The sequence below is a fragment of the Parabacteroides distasonis genome, from assembly GCF_004793765.1.
GTDB lineage: Bacteria > Bacteroidota > Bacteroidia > Bacteroidales > Tannerellaceae > Parabacteroides > Parabacteroides distasonis_A.
In genome coordinates this window covers 21,770-38,992 of the sequence record NZ_SRYM01000037.1, presented here as the reverse complement: position 1 = coordinate 38,992, position 17,223 = coordinate 21,770, and the positions used below count along the sequence as shown (strand labels likewise).

Genomic DNA, 17,223 nt, shown 5'->3' with positions numbered 1-17,223 from the left:
CAACTCATCAGCTACCAAGCCGTAGCGAGAGACTTGACGGGCAAAGTATTGTCCGAAAAACCTATCTCCGTGCAAGTGGAGATACTGCAAGGCAGTAACCAAGGCAGCGCAGTCTACACCGAGACCCACGAACTTACCACCACCAAGACGGGAACAATCAATTTGTTGATTGGTGGAGGCAACGCATCGGCAGGCACATTCGCCGAGATCGATTGGAGCAAAGCCCCCTATTTCCTACGCCTCGGCATGAAGCAAAAGAAAGAGACGAAATATACGGAGGTGTCGAATACGCAGATGGTATCCGTGCCGTATGCACTGTATGCGGAGAAGGCAGGGAGTGTAGACCATGGGAATTCTTCCGAAGATAATCCTTCGAATAATACGATTAAATATGGGCGGGATTTCGTTATCATACCGACAGATTGGGAATTATATAATGGACGATTCTATGCTGCATTTGGAGAGGATGGATTTCATGATACCTATGGAGAGAGAGAGTTCCAATTTAATATTGTATATCTTACTGGAACAAACTTGAATCTAGATGCAAAAATCGATGGCTTTCCCAAATATGATTATAATGATAATCATTATCAATCAACAGTATTAGGTCGTTTTTGTAGCTTTAGGATTGGTATATCCGAAGGAAAAAATAAAATAGAGACAACATTAACGATCGTGAATGAGAACGACGAAACACTTATCTCCTTTCCTGTAATGATCGATTACGTAGACATGAAATAAACATTCAACTATCTAAATGACACATAACATGAAACAACTTTTACTCACATTCATCCTCGTTTGCGTATGCGCCTTAGGCCAAGCGCAAACACCCCAACTCATCAGCTACCAAGCCGTAGCGAGAGACTTGACGGGCAAAGTATTGTCCGAGAAACCTATCTCCGTGCAAGTGGAGATCCTGCAAGGCAGTAACCAAGGCACCGCGGTCTACACCGAGACCCACGAACTTACCACCACCAAGACGGGAACAATCAATTTGTTGATTGGTGGAGGCAACGCATCGGCAGGCACATTCGCTGAGATCGATTGGAGCAAAGCCCCCTATTTCCTACGCCTCGGCATGAAGCAAGGGAAAGAGACGGGATATACGGAGGTATCGAATACGCAGATGGTGTCTGTGCCGTATGCGCTGTATGCGGAGAAGGCGGGAACGGTAGTGAACACAAGTAATCCTAACAAGGATTTTGTTTTAACATGTGCTGGAGATGCGAATGACAACATTAAACTATTTACGATACTTAATGGAGGAACCATTGAAGGATATATAGGAGGACATCCTGAAAGTTACTACATAGAATCCGATGTGAGTTTTACAATTGTTTATCTGAATGGTATAGATCTACAATTGACAGCCGAGATAGAAGGGGCAACCATAAATACAGAATATAGCTCTCCCTCTACACCAAGTGGCAGATGCTATACTTTTGATTTTGCTTATTATCCTTATCCAGAGAAGCATCCATTAACGTTAGTTATCAAAGATAAAGAAAATAATATTATAGCATCATACCCATTTACCATTCAATACAATGAGTCTTCAATACAACCCAATTAAACATCTCATGAGAAAGTATCTATTTATATCCCTCATCTTCACCCCCACCCTGCTCTTCGCGCAACAAGCGCAGCAATGGGAACCCGGCGCATTCTCCTGCGTAGCGGGAGAGAACGGGGAGAGCACATGGCAAGCCATCGCCGGGCAACCCCTCGACGGAACGGCTTCCGGCGGCGGTCTATTGTATGGAAACACGGAGATCGCCTCCTCCCTTTCCGAAGCGGAAGCGATACGGAGCATCCGCTTGAGCAAGAAAACGCTATCGCTAGAGATCGGGCAAAGCGAACAACTGTCCGTGACATTCGATGCGGATAAGAACGCCAACCGAACCATCACATGGCATTCCTCCAATGAGCATATTGCGAGCATCGATGAAACGGGCACGGTGAAAGCCCTCCAAGCCGGCGAGGCGATACTGACCGCCATCACCGCCTCGGGCAACTATGCGGACGCATGTACGTTGACCGTAACCCGCTCAGATCCACAGCCCGATCCCGCTCCGATCCCCGTAACGGACGTAACGCTCAACCTTACCTCCGCCACGCTGGAACGCAGGGAATCCTTACGACTGATAGCCACGGTAAGCCCGGCAGATGCCGATAACACCTCCGTCCGTTGGTCTACCTCCGATCCGGCCATAGCTGATGTAGATCAGACAGGCCTTGTATTGGCTTTATCAGCGGGAAACACCACCATCACGGCAACGACAAACGATGGGGGTAAGACGGCCTCTTGCGAAGTGACGGTCGGTGAGCTTCCCACCTCGATAGAATCCGCGGACGAGCATCGAATCATCTATCCCAGAGTCGTGAAAGATCGGTTCTACCTCAATCTCCCGGCTCCGCAAACCGTCTACCTTATCGACGCAAACGGCAGGATCGTCCGTATATTCCAAGCTCAAGCAGGAGAAACCGTCATTCTGATGAGCGGTTATCCCACTGGAATCTATTGGGTACGGCTTCCCAGCCAAGCTGTGAGCATAGTTAAAGAATAAGTTCAAGAACCCAAAAAGGGCGTGACAATCTGAAACATTTTGTCACGCCCTCCGCTATAATTCTATTTCAACTGCTTGACTTGCTCAACGGGGATGGCTAGCTTGCATGCGATTTGTTGTTCATCCAAACCATCTTGTTCCATGATCCGAATCATGTTTCGAATGAGTTGATCCTTCTGTTCTAATTGTTGTTCTTTTTGCTGAATGGTCTGTTCCTTCTGCTGAATTGCTTGATCCTTCTGCTGGATGGTCTGATTCTTCCGTTGAATCAACTGCTCTTTCTGCATGATCACCGTATCACGGGCTTCGATCTCGGAAAGAATCTCATCCTCCACATCCATGGAACGACGAATATCCGGAGCGACACCCGCCTTAAGTAAACGAGTCAAGACAGGAGCATCTTCCTCATGAAACAGACTCTCGTCTATTTCCAATAAATGATCATCTTCTTCCAAGCGACAATTTTGATCAAAGATATTTAGTAAACGCTCCAAGCGATTCCGAGTCCTTTTTTGCAAGAAAGGAATCTGTACGATAATACTGTCATGCGTCAAGCTTTCAATAAATTTATCCTTCCCCTCAATCACGTTATCCTCGTAGTCCAGATAACGGCGACGAACATAAATAACCGGCTCTCTCAACTCACCCAACGTATGCCCCAAGATATAAATAGAGATAATCGGCAGACCAAACTGCGAGTCCGGACTCTTACGTATGTTTTCCTTATTTAAATAATGAGTTCCTAAATACTGCCGGAAACGAAGCGTCTCAGTAGGCAACCACGTCTTTTGTAACTCGATAAGCACAAGATGCTCCTCGCCGTTATCATCCTGTATCTTTGCGGAAAAATCCATACGGAACAAGGAAATGTTCGTCCGTTGCGTATTGGCGTACTCATGCTGGCGTACTTGCAATTCCACGATCTTCTTCTTGAGCAGTGCGGATAACAAGATATTGGCCACTCGCTCGTCTTCCATCATATACTTGAAAACGGAGTCATAAATGGGATTCGCTATTAATGTCATATCGATTCGGTTTTTGATTCATATCAAAGATAGTCATTTCCTTTCTTATACAATACATATTCCCCAACAGAAATGCGCCCACCTTCCGATTTTAATCCAAAGTCAAATTAAACTCATCCCTCAAACGTCCCAAGGTAGGATTTATCTTCATCAACAACTCTAACTTCTCCATGGATGTATAAGCCAAATGTTTCTCATTCCCCTCTACGATCCGGACACGCATCTGGATACGGCTATTAGTAAGATGTTGACGGAGAAATGGCAAGATATGGATGGCGTTATTGATCAATTCCTCTTGCTGCCCCGGGTTATGTACGGCTACCTCGAAATAATAGTTCTCTTGCAAGGTAGGCTTGCAATTGATCATCGTATTCTTAAGATACACTTTCTTGTCAATCGTAGCGGCATAATGATCCCATTCACGAACCAAGGAATCATTGTCGAAGGGAGTTACTACCTCCTTTACGGTCGTTGTCGCTTGTTGAACGGTTTGTTGCTTAGGCTTCTCAACTCCGATCTCCTTCATGGAGATTCCCATCGGACGAGCCGTTCTCCGGGCCGGATTAGGCACTGTAGACGGAGGTGGCGTAGGAACCGAACTCGGCATATGCGTACTCATAACTTGTGGAGCACCGGTCGCTGCCGTAACTGGAGGAGCTTGAGGCGGCTGTTGGGACTGCCCGCTATTCACCGATTGAGAAGATGGGGTCGTCCCGGATATCGGCTCAATCAGCGCTTTTTTTTTATCCTCGGCGGCCACCTGTGTTAATTGACAGAGCTGAATCAACGTCAATTCCAATAAAAGCCGCTTATTGCGGCTGGCACGATAATTCAAATCGCACGTATTCGCTAGCTCTATCGCTTTGAACAGAAGTTGATCCGGACAACGTTTCGCCATCTCCTTATATCGTTCCCGTATAGAAGCTCCCACCTCAAATAACACCAAGGTGGACTCATCCCGGCATACCAATAAATCCCGGAAATGCCCGGCCAAACCGGTTATAATATTCTGCCCGTCAAACCCTTTACCTAATATCTCGTTCAAGATCAATAAAGATGCCCGCACATTACCGGATAAGATCGCATCCGTCAGACGAAAATAATACTCATAATCCAACACGTTCAAGTTATCGATAACCGCTTGATACGTGATATTTCCATTCGTAAAACTTACCACTTGGTCAAAGATAGACAAAGCGTCGCGCATACCTCCATCCGCTTTCTGGGCGATCACGTTCAAGGCTTCCGGTTCCGCTGTTACCCCCTCTTGCAAAGAGACATATTGCAGATGCTCCACCATGTCGGCGATGGATATACGGGAGAAATCATAGATCTGACAACGGGAAAGGATCGTGGGAAGCACCTTGTGCTTCTCGGTTGTAGCCAAGATAAAGAGAGCATGATGCGGAGGTTCCTCCAATGTCTTCAAGAATGCGTTGAAAGCGGCGGTTGTCAACATATGAACCTCGTCAATAATGAAGACTTTGGATTTACCGATTGGAGGCGGAATACGCACTTGGTCGATCAAGGTACGGATATCGTCCACCGAATTATTCGAGGCGGCATCCAGTTCATGAATATTGTAAGAACGCTGTTCATTGAAAGCCCGGCACGACTCGCACGCATTACAAGCCTCGCCATCCGCCGTCGGATTCAAGCAATTGATCGTCTTCGCAAAGATACGGGCACACGAGGTCTTTCCTACTCCACGAGGACCGCAAAACAGGTAAGCATGCGCTAATTTGTTACTTTGTATCGCATTTTTCAGCGTAGTGGTAAGAGACTTCTGCCCTACTACACTCCGGAAAGTGGATGGGCGATATTTTCTTGCCGATACAATATAATTATCCATTCTCTGCTTTTTATTGATAAGACAAAGATAAACAAAATAATTCATTATCTTCGCGAAAACGATGTTCCGATGTCACGCATAAAAGAGTTTTACATAAAGTATCTATCGTGGATCAACGCTTATTGGTTGGTTACCATCGTGTTCCTTATCGTCACCTTTACGGTGGGCGATAGCAGCCTGTATAAACGCTATACGTATGACGAGAAAATACGCAGTTTGGAGAAAGAGATCAAACATTACCAAAAAGAGATCGAGACCAACAGCAAGAAATTAAACGACCTTCATACGGACAAGGAGGGACTGGAACGTTTCGCCCGTGAAGAGTATTTTATGAAAAGGTCGAACGAGGATGTTTTTATTATCAAGGACAAATAAATGAATCAACAAATCAGATCGATTATTTTCGGCGTAGCGGGATTACTCGTATTAGCCGGTGCCGTATTGTTTCTTACTCATTGGGCTATCGCCCCTTATTTATTCGCTGTCGGTGCGGCGGGTATAGCGGTTTGCTATCTGACCCTTCCGGTTAAGGACTTGGACTTTCGTCGCCGTCGGCTCCACCGTTTCAACGTATTCGCCGGACTTCTAATGATCGTATCTTCCGGCTTTATGTTCAACAACCGTACCGAGTGGATCCTTTGCTTGAGCGTAGCCGCTATCTTACAAGTATATACCGCTTTCGTTACTCCTAAAGAGTAATTGGCCGCAAAACGCAGTGCTACTGACCCGACCGATGAATATATACTGACCAAGCCAACGCAGTATATATTACTTTGCAGATACAGTATATCTTCTATAAAATCCCCGGTAAGTACCGTTAAAAAGGGTGTATCAAACGTTCCTTTGATACACCCTTTCTTTTATAAATTCTATTAATAGCTTACTTGGCCGGAGAGGAATAATTCTTATTCAAGTATTCCAGCAATTCGCCCGTGATATCATAGGAATCGCCAGCCAAAAGGATATTATCTCCTACCGTATTGCTGAATACCACTTGATAGCCTCTACCCTGATTGAAAGCCTTCAATTGAGAAACAACCGTATCGCGTAATTGCTCGTTCAACTTCTGCTGCTCTTGCATCAACTCTTGAGCCAATTGGTTATCTAAGTTCTGCAACTCTTGTTGCTTATTCAATAAACGTTGTTGCTCTTGCTCCGCCCTCTCACGGGTAAGGAAAGCGTTATTTTCTACCTTACGCTGGAAATCTTGCATCTCGCCTTGTAAACTACGGGCTTTCTGGGTGATGTTAGCACGGGAATTCTCTTGTTTCTTCAAGATGATCTCGTTCAGATCCTTGGAATAATTGTAATTAAGTAACAGGGAATCCACATTTACATAAGCGATCGGAAGTAAGGCCGTTGTGTCTCCCGCTGACGCGAATGTTCTTGTTACGCTTGATTCTTTCTTGCCGGAAAATTGCATAATATACAAGATTACGACAGCCACCGCTAGCACACCGTTAATAACGTAGTTAATGTTCTTCATAAAGTGCAATTTAAATCTTATTTTTTTATTCTTTTATTTCGTTCATGATGTCATAGAGCCCCTTTTGCTTAACCGCCATACGATCCATGGTCTTTGCGCAAAATATACCTTTCTTACCTAACGCCCTGTTTCCTTCGATATGCGTATTCGGGAACCTTCCTCCCTTTTTCAACAGCACTTTTATCGATAGCAACACGACACTGATAACAAGAATTATGACCGTAAATAATAACGTTGTAAGCATTTTCTCTATATTTGTGGACGCAAATATAAGAGTTTAAGTGATTACTAAGTGTCTTTTTGGCATTTTATTCTACTTTTTTTCGAACTAAGCTCTTTCAGTTGCGGTTTTATTAACTTTAGAGTAACATCTATAATACATTGTAACATTATGAAGATTACTGATTTAAAGCCTACTATCGTATGGAAGTTCTTCCATCAAGTAACCCAAGTGCCTCGCCCCTCAAAAAAGGAAGGCAAAATGATTGAATTCCTAGAATCATTCGCGAAAGAGTACAAAATAGCTATCAAGAAAGATGAAGCCGGCAACCTTTTAATGTCAAAGCCTGCCACTCCGGGAATGGAGGATCGTCCGGTAGTCGTATTGCAATCTCACATGGATATGGTTTGCGAGAAAAATAACGGTACGAAGCACGATTTCGACAATGATCCGATCGAGACGATCGTCGATGGCGAATGGCTACGTGCCAACGGCACTACTTTGGGAGCCGATAACGGTATCGGCGTAGCGGCCGAATTGGCTTTGCTTGCTTCCGATGATATCCAACACGGTCCGATCGAATGTTTGTTCACGGTAGACGAAGAAACAGGTTTAACCGGAGCGAAAGCCTTGAAAGAAGGTTTCATGACCGGAGATATCTTATTAAATCTCGATAGCGAGGACGAGGGAGAGATCTTTATGGGTTGCGCCGGAGGTAAAGACACGCAAGCGACTTTCCATTACGAGCCAGTTCCTACGTCCGATAAGATGCAGTATTTCCGTATCGACGTGAAAGGGTTGAATGGCGGTCACTCCGGTGGCGAGATCCACAAAGGATTAGGCAATGCCAACAAGATCTTGGTTCGTTTCTTATTCTTATTGAAAAAGAAATATGATTTCGTTCTTTGCTCTATCGATGGAGGAAACTTACGTAACGCAATCGCTCGCGAGGCACACGCCGTGGTCGGCTTGCATCCGGAAAACAAAGAGGATGTACGTATCTTGCTGAACCATTTCGCCGCCGACGTTGAAAATGAGTTGAAACATGTAGATCCGAACGTTCAGTTAGCGATGGAGTCCACGGATCGTCCGGAGTATCATATCGACAATACCACCGCCGAGAAATTAATCTACGCCTTGCACGCTTGTCCGCACGGCGTAATCGGCATGAGCCACGATATAGAAGGTTTGGTAGAGACTTCTACCAACCTTGCTTCCGTAAAGATGAAAGAAGGCAATACGATCTTGGTCGGTACCAGCCAGCGTAGCTCTATCGAATCATGCAAGATCGCTATCGCCAATACGGTAGCCTCCACGTTCCTATTGGCTGGAGCAGATGTAAAACATGGCGATGGCTATCCGGGATGGGCCCCGAACCCCGACTCTAAGATCTTGAAGATCGCACAAGAGACTTACAAACGCCTATTCAACAAAGACGCCAAGATCATGGCCATCCACGCCGGATTAGAGTGCGGTTTGTTCTTGGAGAAATATCCGAAACTGGATATGATCTCTTTTGGACCGACTTTGCGTGACGTGCATTCACCCAACGAGCGTATCGAGATCGCTACAGTCGGTTTATGGTGGAACCACCTTCTTGAATTATTAAAGAGTATCCCCGCAAAATAAACCAACGTTTTTTGCGTTATAAGAAGAGGAAAGACACGATAGCCGTGTCTATCCTCTTTTTTTATGTTAATGTCTTGCAACTTTTTTATGATAATTTTGTTTATCTCCTAAAACAAGAATACAAGATATTTACAGTTAACATTTACGAAAATGAAAAGATTAACGATAACGCTATTTATACTCGCGACACTGCTGTTGAATATGCTTCCGGCATGTGACGGTTTGGACGATCATTATTCCACCAATCCGACTTACCGGCTAAGCTTCTCAACAGACACGCTCGCCTTTGACACGATTTTCAGTACGATCGGTTCTACCACCCGTCAATTTATGATCTACAATAAAAACAATGAACCTCTGAGTATTGAGTCCATCATGCTAGCTAGTGGAGAGGCTACCGGTTTCCGGATGAATGTGGATGGACGCAAAGGTAGTTCATTTAATAATGTAGGAATACTCGCCAACGACAGCATGTATGTATTCGTGGAAGTAACGGTCGATCCGAATGGGGGCAATCAACCTCTGTTGATACAGGATTCCGTACTTTTTACCGTGAATGGCATCCGTCAATCCGTATTATTGGAAGCCTACGGGCAAGATGTTAATCTTTACAAAGGCGGTGTTACGATTACAAAAGATTCTATCCTCACGGCGAATCGTCCTTATTTGATCTACGATAGTTTGGTTATCGCTAAAGGGGTTTCATTGAATATCGAGAAGGGGGCTACTTTCTATATGCATGATAAAGCGAGCTTGATCGTTCACGGCTCCATGAACGCTTTAGGTACCCTGGATGAGCCTATCACTTTCCGAGGCGACCGTTTGGATTATATACTAAATGATATATTACCGTATGACCGGACTCCCGGACAATGGGGAGGCATTACCTTTAAGGCGGATAGCTACGGGAATGTCTGGGATAATGTAATCGTACGTAATGGTACCTCCGGTGTATATTGCGAGCCTTCCACCCCGGACCGGCCAAAGATCAAGATAAACAACTCACAGATCACGAATATGGGGAGCGATCTATTCTTCGCCATCAATTGTGATGTTATCGCTACAAATACGGAATTCAGCAATGCCGGAGGAAGTGTACTCACTTTAGTCGGTGGTAAATATTACTTCGCCCACTGCACGATGGCTAATTACATGAGTTTAACCAAAAGAGAAATGGCCAACGAGACCGTTCCTTTGGATAGTAAATGCCTGTACTTGCTCAATAACGTAACGATAGACGGAAATGGCCCGTATCCTATCACGCAAGCTTATTTTGACAATTGTATTATCGATGGAAGTTATGACGCTGAATTATCCACAAAAGCAGATAGCAGTACGGATTTCGATTATCGGTTCAATCATTGTGTACTTAAAGCCAAAGAAACCTCAAGCGATCACTTCAAGGAAGTATTGTTTATCACAAAGACTCCTTCTTACCGAAAAGTAGGAGGCAAGCAAAATAAATACACCTATGATTTCCGACCTGATTCCGTATCGACTACTGGAGTCGGAAAAGCAGATCCCGAGATAACAAAAAATTATCCGATCGATCGCTACGGTGTCAACCGACTAACCAGCTCGGACGGCCCGACCATAGGAGCCTACGAATTCGTTCAGGAAGAGACCGAAGATTCACACGAATAAGAATACATTACATAGTAACAATTAATCAAAGCTTTAATCATGAAGATTTTTATGTTTTTTCTTTTCTTCTTTGCCTCCCCTCCATTATGTGCCCAAGCAACCTTCAAGGTCATGATCTATAATGTGGAGAACTTTTTCGATACAAGGGATAATCCAACTAAGAACGACGATGAGTTTCTACCTTCCGGCAACCGGCACTGGACACCAAACCGCTACTATCACAAACTACAACAAATAGCGAAAGTGATAAGCGCCGCCGGGGAATGGAATACACCGGCCTTAATAGCTCTTTGCGAAGTCGAGAATGACTCCGTCCTATCTCATCTTACCCGTCGCACCCCGCTTCGCTGGCGGGATTACCGATATATTATCACTCAAAGCCCTGATCCCAGAGGTAGTAATGTCGCTCTTCTTTATCAACGAGATCAATTCTGTTATTTGCAACATGAATCCATTCCAATTCGTTTTTCCGGGAATAAACACAAATTAACCCGGGATATCCTACACGTATATGGAAAAATCGTAACAGGCGATACCCTAGATGTTTTCGTTTGCCATTTCCCCTCCCGCTACGGAGGAGAAAAGGAAAGCGAGAAGGACCGTTTTGACGCTGCCCGCACTTTACGGAAATCTAGCGATTCCCTGTTCCTAATACGAGAAAAGCCACAGATACTCATTATGGGAGACTTCAACGATACTCCTCAAGATAGAAGCATTTCCGAGATATTCGCTGCCCAAGCCTTTCCAGGAAATACACAGATCACAGATTCCACATCTTGTACCTATTATAATTTGTTCGCAAGCCCCCATATAACTCAATTTCCGGGTAGTCATAAATACCAAGGCGAATGGAGCCAACTCGACCAAATAATCGTAAATCGGAATCTCATCACGCAAGAGTCTTCCTTGTGTATCATCCCGGAAAGCATTCACATATTCGCCCCTGATTTTTTATTGACCAAGGATAAAACATGGCGGGGCGTACGCCCTTTCCGAACCTATTATGGCTTTAAATACGAGGGCGGTTTTAGCGACCACTTGCCACTAGTCATCGATTTCCAAATACGCCCATAAAAACACGTACGTGTTTTCCATAGACACAAAAAACACTATCTTTGTCTGTCAAAATACGTAATTCCTATGAATATTAGATCCATATATCTAGCCGGTCTATTTGCGATCATCGGTTCCCACATAATTAATACAAACGCCCAGCAACTTAGGAATCCCTTCGATTTCCCAATCTTGTTGAGTGGAAACTTCGGTGAGTTAAGAAGCAATCATTTCCATTCCGGAATAGATTTCAAGACCCAAGGGGTAGAAGGTAAACCCGTACATACGGTACAAGAAGGATATGTATCACGTATATCCGTAAGTCCATGGGGCTACGGTAACGGGCTTTACATCACGCATCCGGATGGAACGACTACCGTATACGGCCATCTACAAAAATTCTCGAAGAAAATAGCGGATTATGTAAAGGAGCAACAATATGCGCAAGAAAGTTTCAATGTAAATCTTTTCCTTACACCAGATTTGCTTCCTGTAGAGAAAAATGAAGTCGTAGCGTTAAGCGGCAATACCGGAAGCTCTGGCGGGCCTCATCTCCATTTTGAGGTACGAGACACAGAGACAGAGGAAGTCATGGACCCCTTGGATTATTTCTTGGATCGGATCACCGACACACGTCCTCCTAAAATCCAAGGAATACAGATCGTCCCCATCGAAGGAAAAGGCGTAGTAAACGGCAAAAGCAGGAAGCTTGAGATAAAACCCGTCACGGCGAAAAACAGGAAACAAACAATCACCGGAAAAATCGAGGCATGGGGAGAAATAGGGCTCGCCGTAAAAGCCTATGATTATATGGATAATACGACTAATATTTATGGTGTACGAGAAATCACGCTCACGGCAGACAGCCAAGTGATCTTCCATAGTAATCTCGATAAGTTCGCATTTGATGAGACCCGTTACCTGAACACCTTCACAGACTACGAAGAATGGAAAGATCATCGCTCTTTCTATATGCGTAGTTTCATCGAGCCGGGAAACCGTCTACGCTTCCTTGAAAGCGTAAACCGGGGAATCTTGCGTATAGATGAACCTCGTACCTATCATTTGGCGTATACACTCGCTGACGCTTTCGGCAACACAACCCGGTTATCCTTCTGCATCGAGGGAAAGGAACAAGAGATCCCCCAGATCGATACAGCTTATACAGAATTATTCCATTGGGGTAGCGAGAATAGGTTCGGCGCTAAAGGTATCCGTCTCGTCCTACCTAAAGGTAATCTATATAATGACCTCTACTTCCGCTATTCAGTGAGAGAAGACAGTACCGCATTATCAGCCACCCACCTATTACACGATAAACCAATCCCTTTGCATGGAACGGCCCAGTTATCGCTATTCTTGCAAAGCGATACGCTTGAGAATAAGCAACAATATGGTGTGGTTCGCTTACAAAACGGACGTACCTCTTGGATGGGCGGTACCTACCGTAATGGCTGGATCGACGCAAATATCAAGGAATTGGGCAGTTATAAGATACAACAAGACACAAAGACTCCGGCTATCACGCCGATCAACCAACAGACGTGGATCAGCAAACAGAACTTCGTATTCCGTTTGTCCGATAACCTAAGCGGAGTACAAACCTACCGGGGAGAAATAGACGGACAGTTTGTCTTATTCGAGATGAATAATAAATCGGTTATTACCTATCGCTTCGATAAAGAAAAACTGCAAAAAGGTAATCACGAACTTAAATTAATCGTAACGGATGCTTGCGGAAATGAATCGATTTATACACATTCGTTTACGTGGTAGAACGATTTATCGCATTTTTTAGGCAAAATATAAGTCCTTTGATTGCTTTACTTTAAGAAATTCGTATATTTGTTTCTCGTATATTTATCGTATTGAGTAGATTGCTCAACAATAAACACAATAATATTATAAACATGGAAAACAACGACTTATTAGAAATGGTAAGAAGTAAGGCACAAGGATGGCTTACGAAAAGTTATGATGCGGAAACTCGTGCTCAAGTCCAAGCGTTACTTGACAACGAAGATCCTACTGAGTTAATCGAGTGTTTTTATAAAGACCTAGAATTCGGCACAGGAGGATTGCGAGGAATCATGGGCGTAGGTTCAAATCGTATGAATATATATACGGTTGGTGCGGCTACCCAAGGCTTATCCAACTATCTGAAAAAAGAATTCGGGGATTTAGAACAGATAAAGGTTGTCATCGGTCACGATTGCCGTAACAACAGCCGTAAGTTTGCGGAAATATCTGCCGATATCTTCTCCGCTAACGGCATCAAGGTTTATTTATTCGAAGATTTGCGTCCGACTCCGGAAATGTCATTCGCTATCCGTAAACTGGGATGCCAAAGCGGTATCATCTTGACGGCTTCTCACAATCCGAAAGAATACAACGGCTACAAGGCGTATTGGGATGATGGCGCACAAATGATCGCCCCGCACGATAAGAATACGATCGCCGAGGTGAACAAGATCCGTAACGCTAGCGAGATTAAATTCAATGGAAATAAAGATTTGATCGAGATTATCGGACAGGCGATCGATGATGAATACATTAAGGAGTTAACAGCGATTTCTTTGTCTCCGGAGGCTATTTCCCGCCATAAGGATATGAAGATCGTATACACTCCGATCCACGGAACTGGTGTTAAATTGGTTCCTGCCGCTTTGAAAGCTTACGGATTCACGAACATCATCCATGTACCGGAACAAGATGTTGTCAGTGGTGATTTCCCGACGGTTATCTCTCCGAACCCGGAAGAGCCGGCCGCTTTAGCTATGGCCGTAGAGAAAGCAAAAGAGACCGACGCTGAATTGGTTATGGCTTCCGATCCGGACGCAGACCGTGTAGGTGCCGCCGTTAAGAATAACGAAGGCGAATGGGTACTTTTGAATGGTAACCAAACCGCTTTGATGTTCGTTTACTATTTGATCACTCGCTGGAAAGAGTTGGGCAAGATCAACGGTAAAGAATATATCGTAAAGACAATCGTTACGACAGAGACGATCAAGACGATCGCCGAACGTAATGGCGTGGAGATATACGATGTTTACACAGGCTTCAAATGGATCGCTAACGTAATGCGTGAGAACGAAGGTAAGAAAAACTATATTGGTGGTGGCGAGGAAAGCTACGGATTCCTTTGCGAGGACTTCGTTCGCGATAAAGACGCTGTTTCCGCTTGTGTTATCTTAGCCGAGATCGCTGCTTGGGCAAAAGATCAAGGTCTGAGCTTGTATCAATTGCTTCAAAAGATTTACGTAGAATATGGCTTCTCTAAGGAGAAAGGTATCTCTGTCGTCAAGAAAGGTAAGAGTGGAGCGGAAGAGATCGAGGCTATGATGAAGAAGTTCCGTGAAAACCCGTTGACTGAGATCGCTGGTTCTAAGGTTACTTATTTCTACGATTACTCCACATTGAAAGGCAAGGACTATGCGGAGAACGAAACCGTTACATTGGATATGCCTACTACCTCTAATGTGCTTCAATACTTCACGGAAGATAATACAAAAGTATCTATCCGTCCTTCCGGTACGGAACCGAAGATCAAATTCTATTGCGAGGTTCACTCCAAGGTAAAGAGTATCGATGAATTGCCGGAGGCAGAGAAAGCGGCAGAAGAAAAGATCAATCAGATCAAGGCTTCTTTAGGAATCTAATCGAACTTAATTATTACATATAGAGGCAAGGGCAAGAATCGTCCTTGCCTCTTTTTATTCTATCAGATCAAATCAGACTTACTGAAGCAAAACGGCAACAAGGTCGTCGCGCTCGGAATGAGATACGCTTCCTCTTTTCCACAAAGTAGGACTTTCATAGGTTTGTCATAACGTTGCTCGGTTTCCAACATCACTTGCCGGCAAGCACCACAAGGCGTGACAAGATCCACACGTTCCCCATCCTTCAGAGCAGCGATCGCCAAAATCCGAACTGCCGCATCCGGATAACGTGCCCCCGCATAGAACAAGGTAGTCCGTTCCGCGCAAAGACCGGACGGATAGGCAGCGTTTTCCTGATTATTCCCGGAAAGGATCTCGCCATTCTCCAATAGAACCGCCGCTCCCACATGAAACTTGGAATAAGGAGCATAGGCTTTCTTCGAGGCTTCAAAAGCGGCCTCGTACAATCGCTTGTATATATCGTCCAATTCTCCTACCGCAAAGACCTCTACCCGGGTCTCTAATTTCAATTCTTTCATTCTCTTGATCGCTTTAATGTTTTGAAAGGAACCTAACTATAATTCTTATAGGCTATAAATATAAAAAGAATATATTAATTTCGCACCCACATCATAGAATATACCTTATATATAAAACAAAGATCTATGCATTCAATGCTTCTTACATCCGATAAAGACCCGATGGGCGCCGCTATCATCGATTATCTCGCATATGGGAAAGCGAGCAAACTCCGTGTATTCTCCTCCATGTTCGATGAAGATGAGATTCCCGTGAATCAATTATTCCGGACTTTCCAAGAAATGCCCTCCTTGGAACAGAAAGCCCTTCAGCTCTGTACAGGCAAGATACTGGATGTAGGTGCCGGAAGTGGATGTCACACCTTGGCCTTGCAGGAAATGGGTAAAGAGGTTACCGCTATCGACATATCCCCTCTTTCCGTAGAAGCGATGAACAAACGGGGTGTGAAAGACGCTCGCTTACAGAATTTTTTTAACAAAAGCTTAACCGGGCCTTTCGATACCATTCTTCTCTTGATGAACGGTTCCGGGATCGTAGGCAAACTGGAGAATCTCCCGGCTTTCTTTCACCGCTTGAAAGAGGTTCTAGCCCGAGACGGACAGCTTTTACTTGACTCTAGCGACTTAAGTTATTTATTTGAGGATGAGGATGGGAATCTGGATATCGCCCCCGAGGATGATTATTTCGGAGAGATCGATTTCCGTATGCAGTATAAGAGTATCAAGGGGGATTCATTTGATTGGTTATACATCGATTTCAACACGCTCAATCTATACGCAAGGCAAGCCGGCTTCAAAGCCGAGAAGATAGAGGAAGGAGAACATTACGACTATTTGGCACGTATCACCCACCTTTAAGAATATAGAGGTACCGAAAATCATCTTTCGGTACCACTCTAGCAAACACCGGATTACGATTTATTGCCTTTATTGCATCAACCCTCCTTCTATGAAGAAAAGCACCTCATTTAATCGGCTTTTATTCGCTTCTTCATTCTTAAAAATGGAAGGAATAGCTATTATCTGGTCTTGAATCAATTTGTCTACCAAGTTCCACATCACCTCATGGTATAAGATCACCATAGCCACTTTTTCATCTTTAATTCCGTATCGGGTAGCCAAAGAGTTGCAATTGCTCTTTAGTTCCGCGCTAATAGCATCCACCAGTTTATCTGTTATTTGATGAAAACGGTCTTGTTTTCTCTTGATGATAGGAATTAATACATCTCCCTTGTCATCTACCAACCCATAGGGTTTTAACCTTGAGACAAGTTGGGTATCCGTTATTTTTCCGAATTCAGCTATTTCCTCCGCATACCGCTCCATTATTGAGTCATTGGGGACGATACCACTATTGACATAAGTCAGAATCAGATCCTGTTCTCCATAACTATTCGTACCACAGGCAAGGTCTGTTCTTGGCTCATACAATACCCAATAACAACCACTCCACCCGAAATGACTGTCTATATCCTCAAGATAAGGCAAAAGTTGAACCAATCCTAATAAAAACATTCATCCCCGCACATATAAAGTCTCCTGC

The 17,223-nt window shown here is 44.3% G+C and carries 17 protein-coding genes; 11 read left to right on the top strand and 6 right to left on the bottom strand.

From position 1 onward, the window contains the following. The 3 genes from E5342_RS19380 to E5342_RS12670 form a co-directional block, all read left to right on the top strand. On the top strand, window positions 1-744 hold a 744-nt coding region (locus E5342_RS19380; protein WP_168354484.1), incomplete at its 5' end, for a Vir protein. Between the two features lie 28 nt (window positions 745-772). Beyond that, entirely contained in the window at window positions 773-1,579 is an 807-nt protein-coding gene (locus tag E5342_RS12675) for a Vir protein (RefSeq protein ID WP_121735937.1), read from the top strand. 7 nt (window positions 1,580-1,586) lie between these two features. Then, entirely contained in the window at window positions 1,587-2,573 is a 987-nt protein-coding gene (locus tag E5342_RS12670; RefSeq protein ID WP_121735907.1) for an Ig-like domain-containing protein, read from the top strand. Between the two features lie 62 nt (window positions 2,574-2,635). Here E5342_RS12670 and E5342_RS12665 read toward each other — a convergent pair whose 3' ends face one another. Both E5342_RS12665 and E5342_RS12660 read right to left on the bottom strand, forming a co-directional pair. Beyond that, window positions 2,636-3,598, bottom strand: coding sequence for a hypothetical protein (locus E5342_RS12665; RefSeq protein ID WP_121735908.1), 963 nt, complete (start codon window positions 3,596-3,598; stop codon window positions 2,636-2,638). 91 nt (window positions 3,599-3,689) lie between these two features. Next, entirely contained in the window at window positions 3,690-5,450 is a 1,761-nt protein-coding gene (locus E5342_RS12660; protein ID WP_121735909.1) for a DNA polymerase III subunit gamma/tau, read from the bottom strand. Window positions 5,451-5,519: 69 nt separating this feature from the next. Here E5342_RS12660 and E5342_RS12655 point away from each other — a divergent pair, with 69 nt between their 5' ends. Then, window positions 5,520-5,825 carry an FtsB family cell division protein gene (locus tag E5342_RS12655; RefSeq protein WP_121735910.1) on the top strand — a complete coding sequence of 102 codons (306 nt, stop codon included), beginning with the start codon at window positions 5,520-5,522 and terminating at the stop codon, window positions 5,823-5,825. Further along, window positions 5,826-6,149 carry a hypothetical protein gene (locus tag E5342_RS12650; RefSeq protein ID WP_008780048.1) on the top strand — a complete coding sequence of 108 codons (324 nt, stop codon included), beginning with the start codon at window positions 5,826-5,828 and terminating at the stop codon, window positions 6,147-6,149. A 181-nt stretch (window positions 6,150-6,330) separates the two neighbouring features. Here E5342_RS12650 and E5342_RS12645 read toward each other — a convergent pair whose 3' ends face one another. Continuing rightward, window positions 6,331-6,936: an OmpH family outer membrane protein gene (locus E5342_RS12645; RefSeq protein WP_121735911.1), complete on the bottom strand. Its 606-nt coding sequence runs from the start codon at window positions 6,934-6,936 to the stop codon at window positions 6,331-6,333. Window positions 6,937-6,961: 25 nt separating this feature from the next. Further along, window positions 6,962-7,180 carry a hypothetical protein gene (locus tag E5342_RS12640; RefSeq protein WP_005854411.1) on the bottom strand — a complete coding sequence of 73 codons (219 nt, stop codon included), beginning with the start codon at window positions 7,178-7,180 and terminating at the stop codon, window positions 6,962-6,964. A 147-nt stretch (window positions 7,181-7,327) separates the two neighbouring features. On the opposite strand from E5342_RS12640, the gene E5342_RS12635 reads away from it, so the two are divergent. From E5342_RS12635 to E5342_RS12615, 5 genes are all read left to right on the top strand, one after another. After that, on the top strand, window positions 7,328-8,785 hold the full coding sequence (locus E5342_RS12635; protein ID WP_121735912.1) for an aminoacyl-histidine dipeptidase: 1,458 nt from the start codon (window positions 7,328-7,330) through the stop codon (window positions 8,783-8,785). Between the two features lie 150 nt (window positions 8,786-8,935). Then, the gene (locus tag E5342_RS12630) at window positions 8,936-10,429 is read left to right on the top strand and encodes a hypothetical protein (protein WP_121735913.1); all 1,494 of its coding nucleotides are present in this window, start codon (window positions 8,936-8,938) and stop codon (window positions 10,427-10,429) included. Window positions 10,430-10,468: 39 nt separating this feature from the next. After that, entirely contained in the window at window positions 10,469-11,503 is a 1,035-nt protein-coding gene (locus E5342_RS12625; protein ID WP_121735914.1) for an endonuclease/exonuclease/phosphatase family protein, read from the top strand. 66 nt (window positions 11,504-11,569) lie between these two features. Continuing rightward, window positions 11,570-13,258, top strand: a complete 1,689-nt coding sequence (locus E5342_RS12620; RefSeq protein WP_135959497.1) for a M23 family metallopeptidase — start codon at window positions 11,570-11,572, stop codon at window positions 13,256-13,258. Between the two features lie 134 nt (window positions 13,259-13,392). Next, a complete protein-coding gene (locus tag E5342_RS12615; protein WP_135959496.1) occupies window positions 13,393-15,141 on the top strand; it encodes a phospho-sugar mutase in 1,749 nt (582 codons plus the stop codon). 62 nt (window positions 15,142-15,203) lie between these two features. Here E5342_RS12615 and cdd read toward each other — a convergent pair whose 3' ends face one another. Then, window positions 15,204-15,680: a cytidine deaminase gene (gene cdd / locus E5342_RS12610; protein ID WP_135959495.1), complete on the bottom strand. Its 477-nt coding sequence runs from the start codon at window positions 15,678-15,680 to the stop codon at window positions 15,204-15,206. A gap of 126 nt (window positions 15,681-15,806) precedes the next feature. On the opposite strand from cdd, the gene E5342_RS12605 reads away from it, so the two are divergent. Beyond that, complete coding sequence (locus E5342_RS12605) at window positions 15,807-16,538, top strand: class I SAM-dependent methyltransferase (RefSeq protein WP_135959494.1); 732 nt, start codon at window positions 15,807-15,809, stop codon at window positions 16,536-16,538. Window positions 16,539-16,607: 69 nt separating this feature from the next. On the opposite strand, the gene E5342_RS12600 is transcribed toward E5342_RS12605, so the two are convergent. Continuing rightward, window positions 16,608-17,195 (bottom strand): hypothetical protein, encoded by a 588-nt coding sequence (locus E5342_RS12600; RefSeq protein ID WP_246867107.1) that lies wholly within the window; start codon window positions 17,193-17,195, stop codon window positions 16,608-16,610. Window positions 17,196-17,223 lie beyond the last annotated feature (28 nt).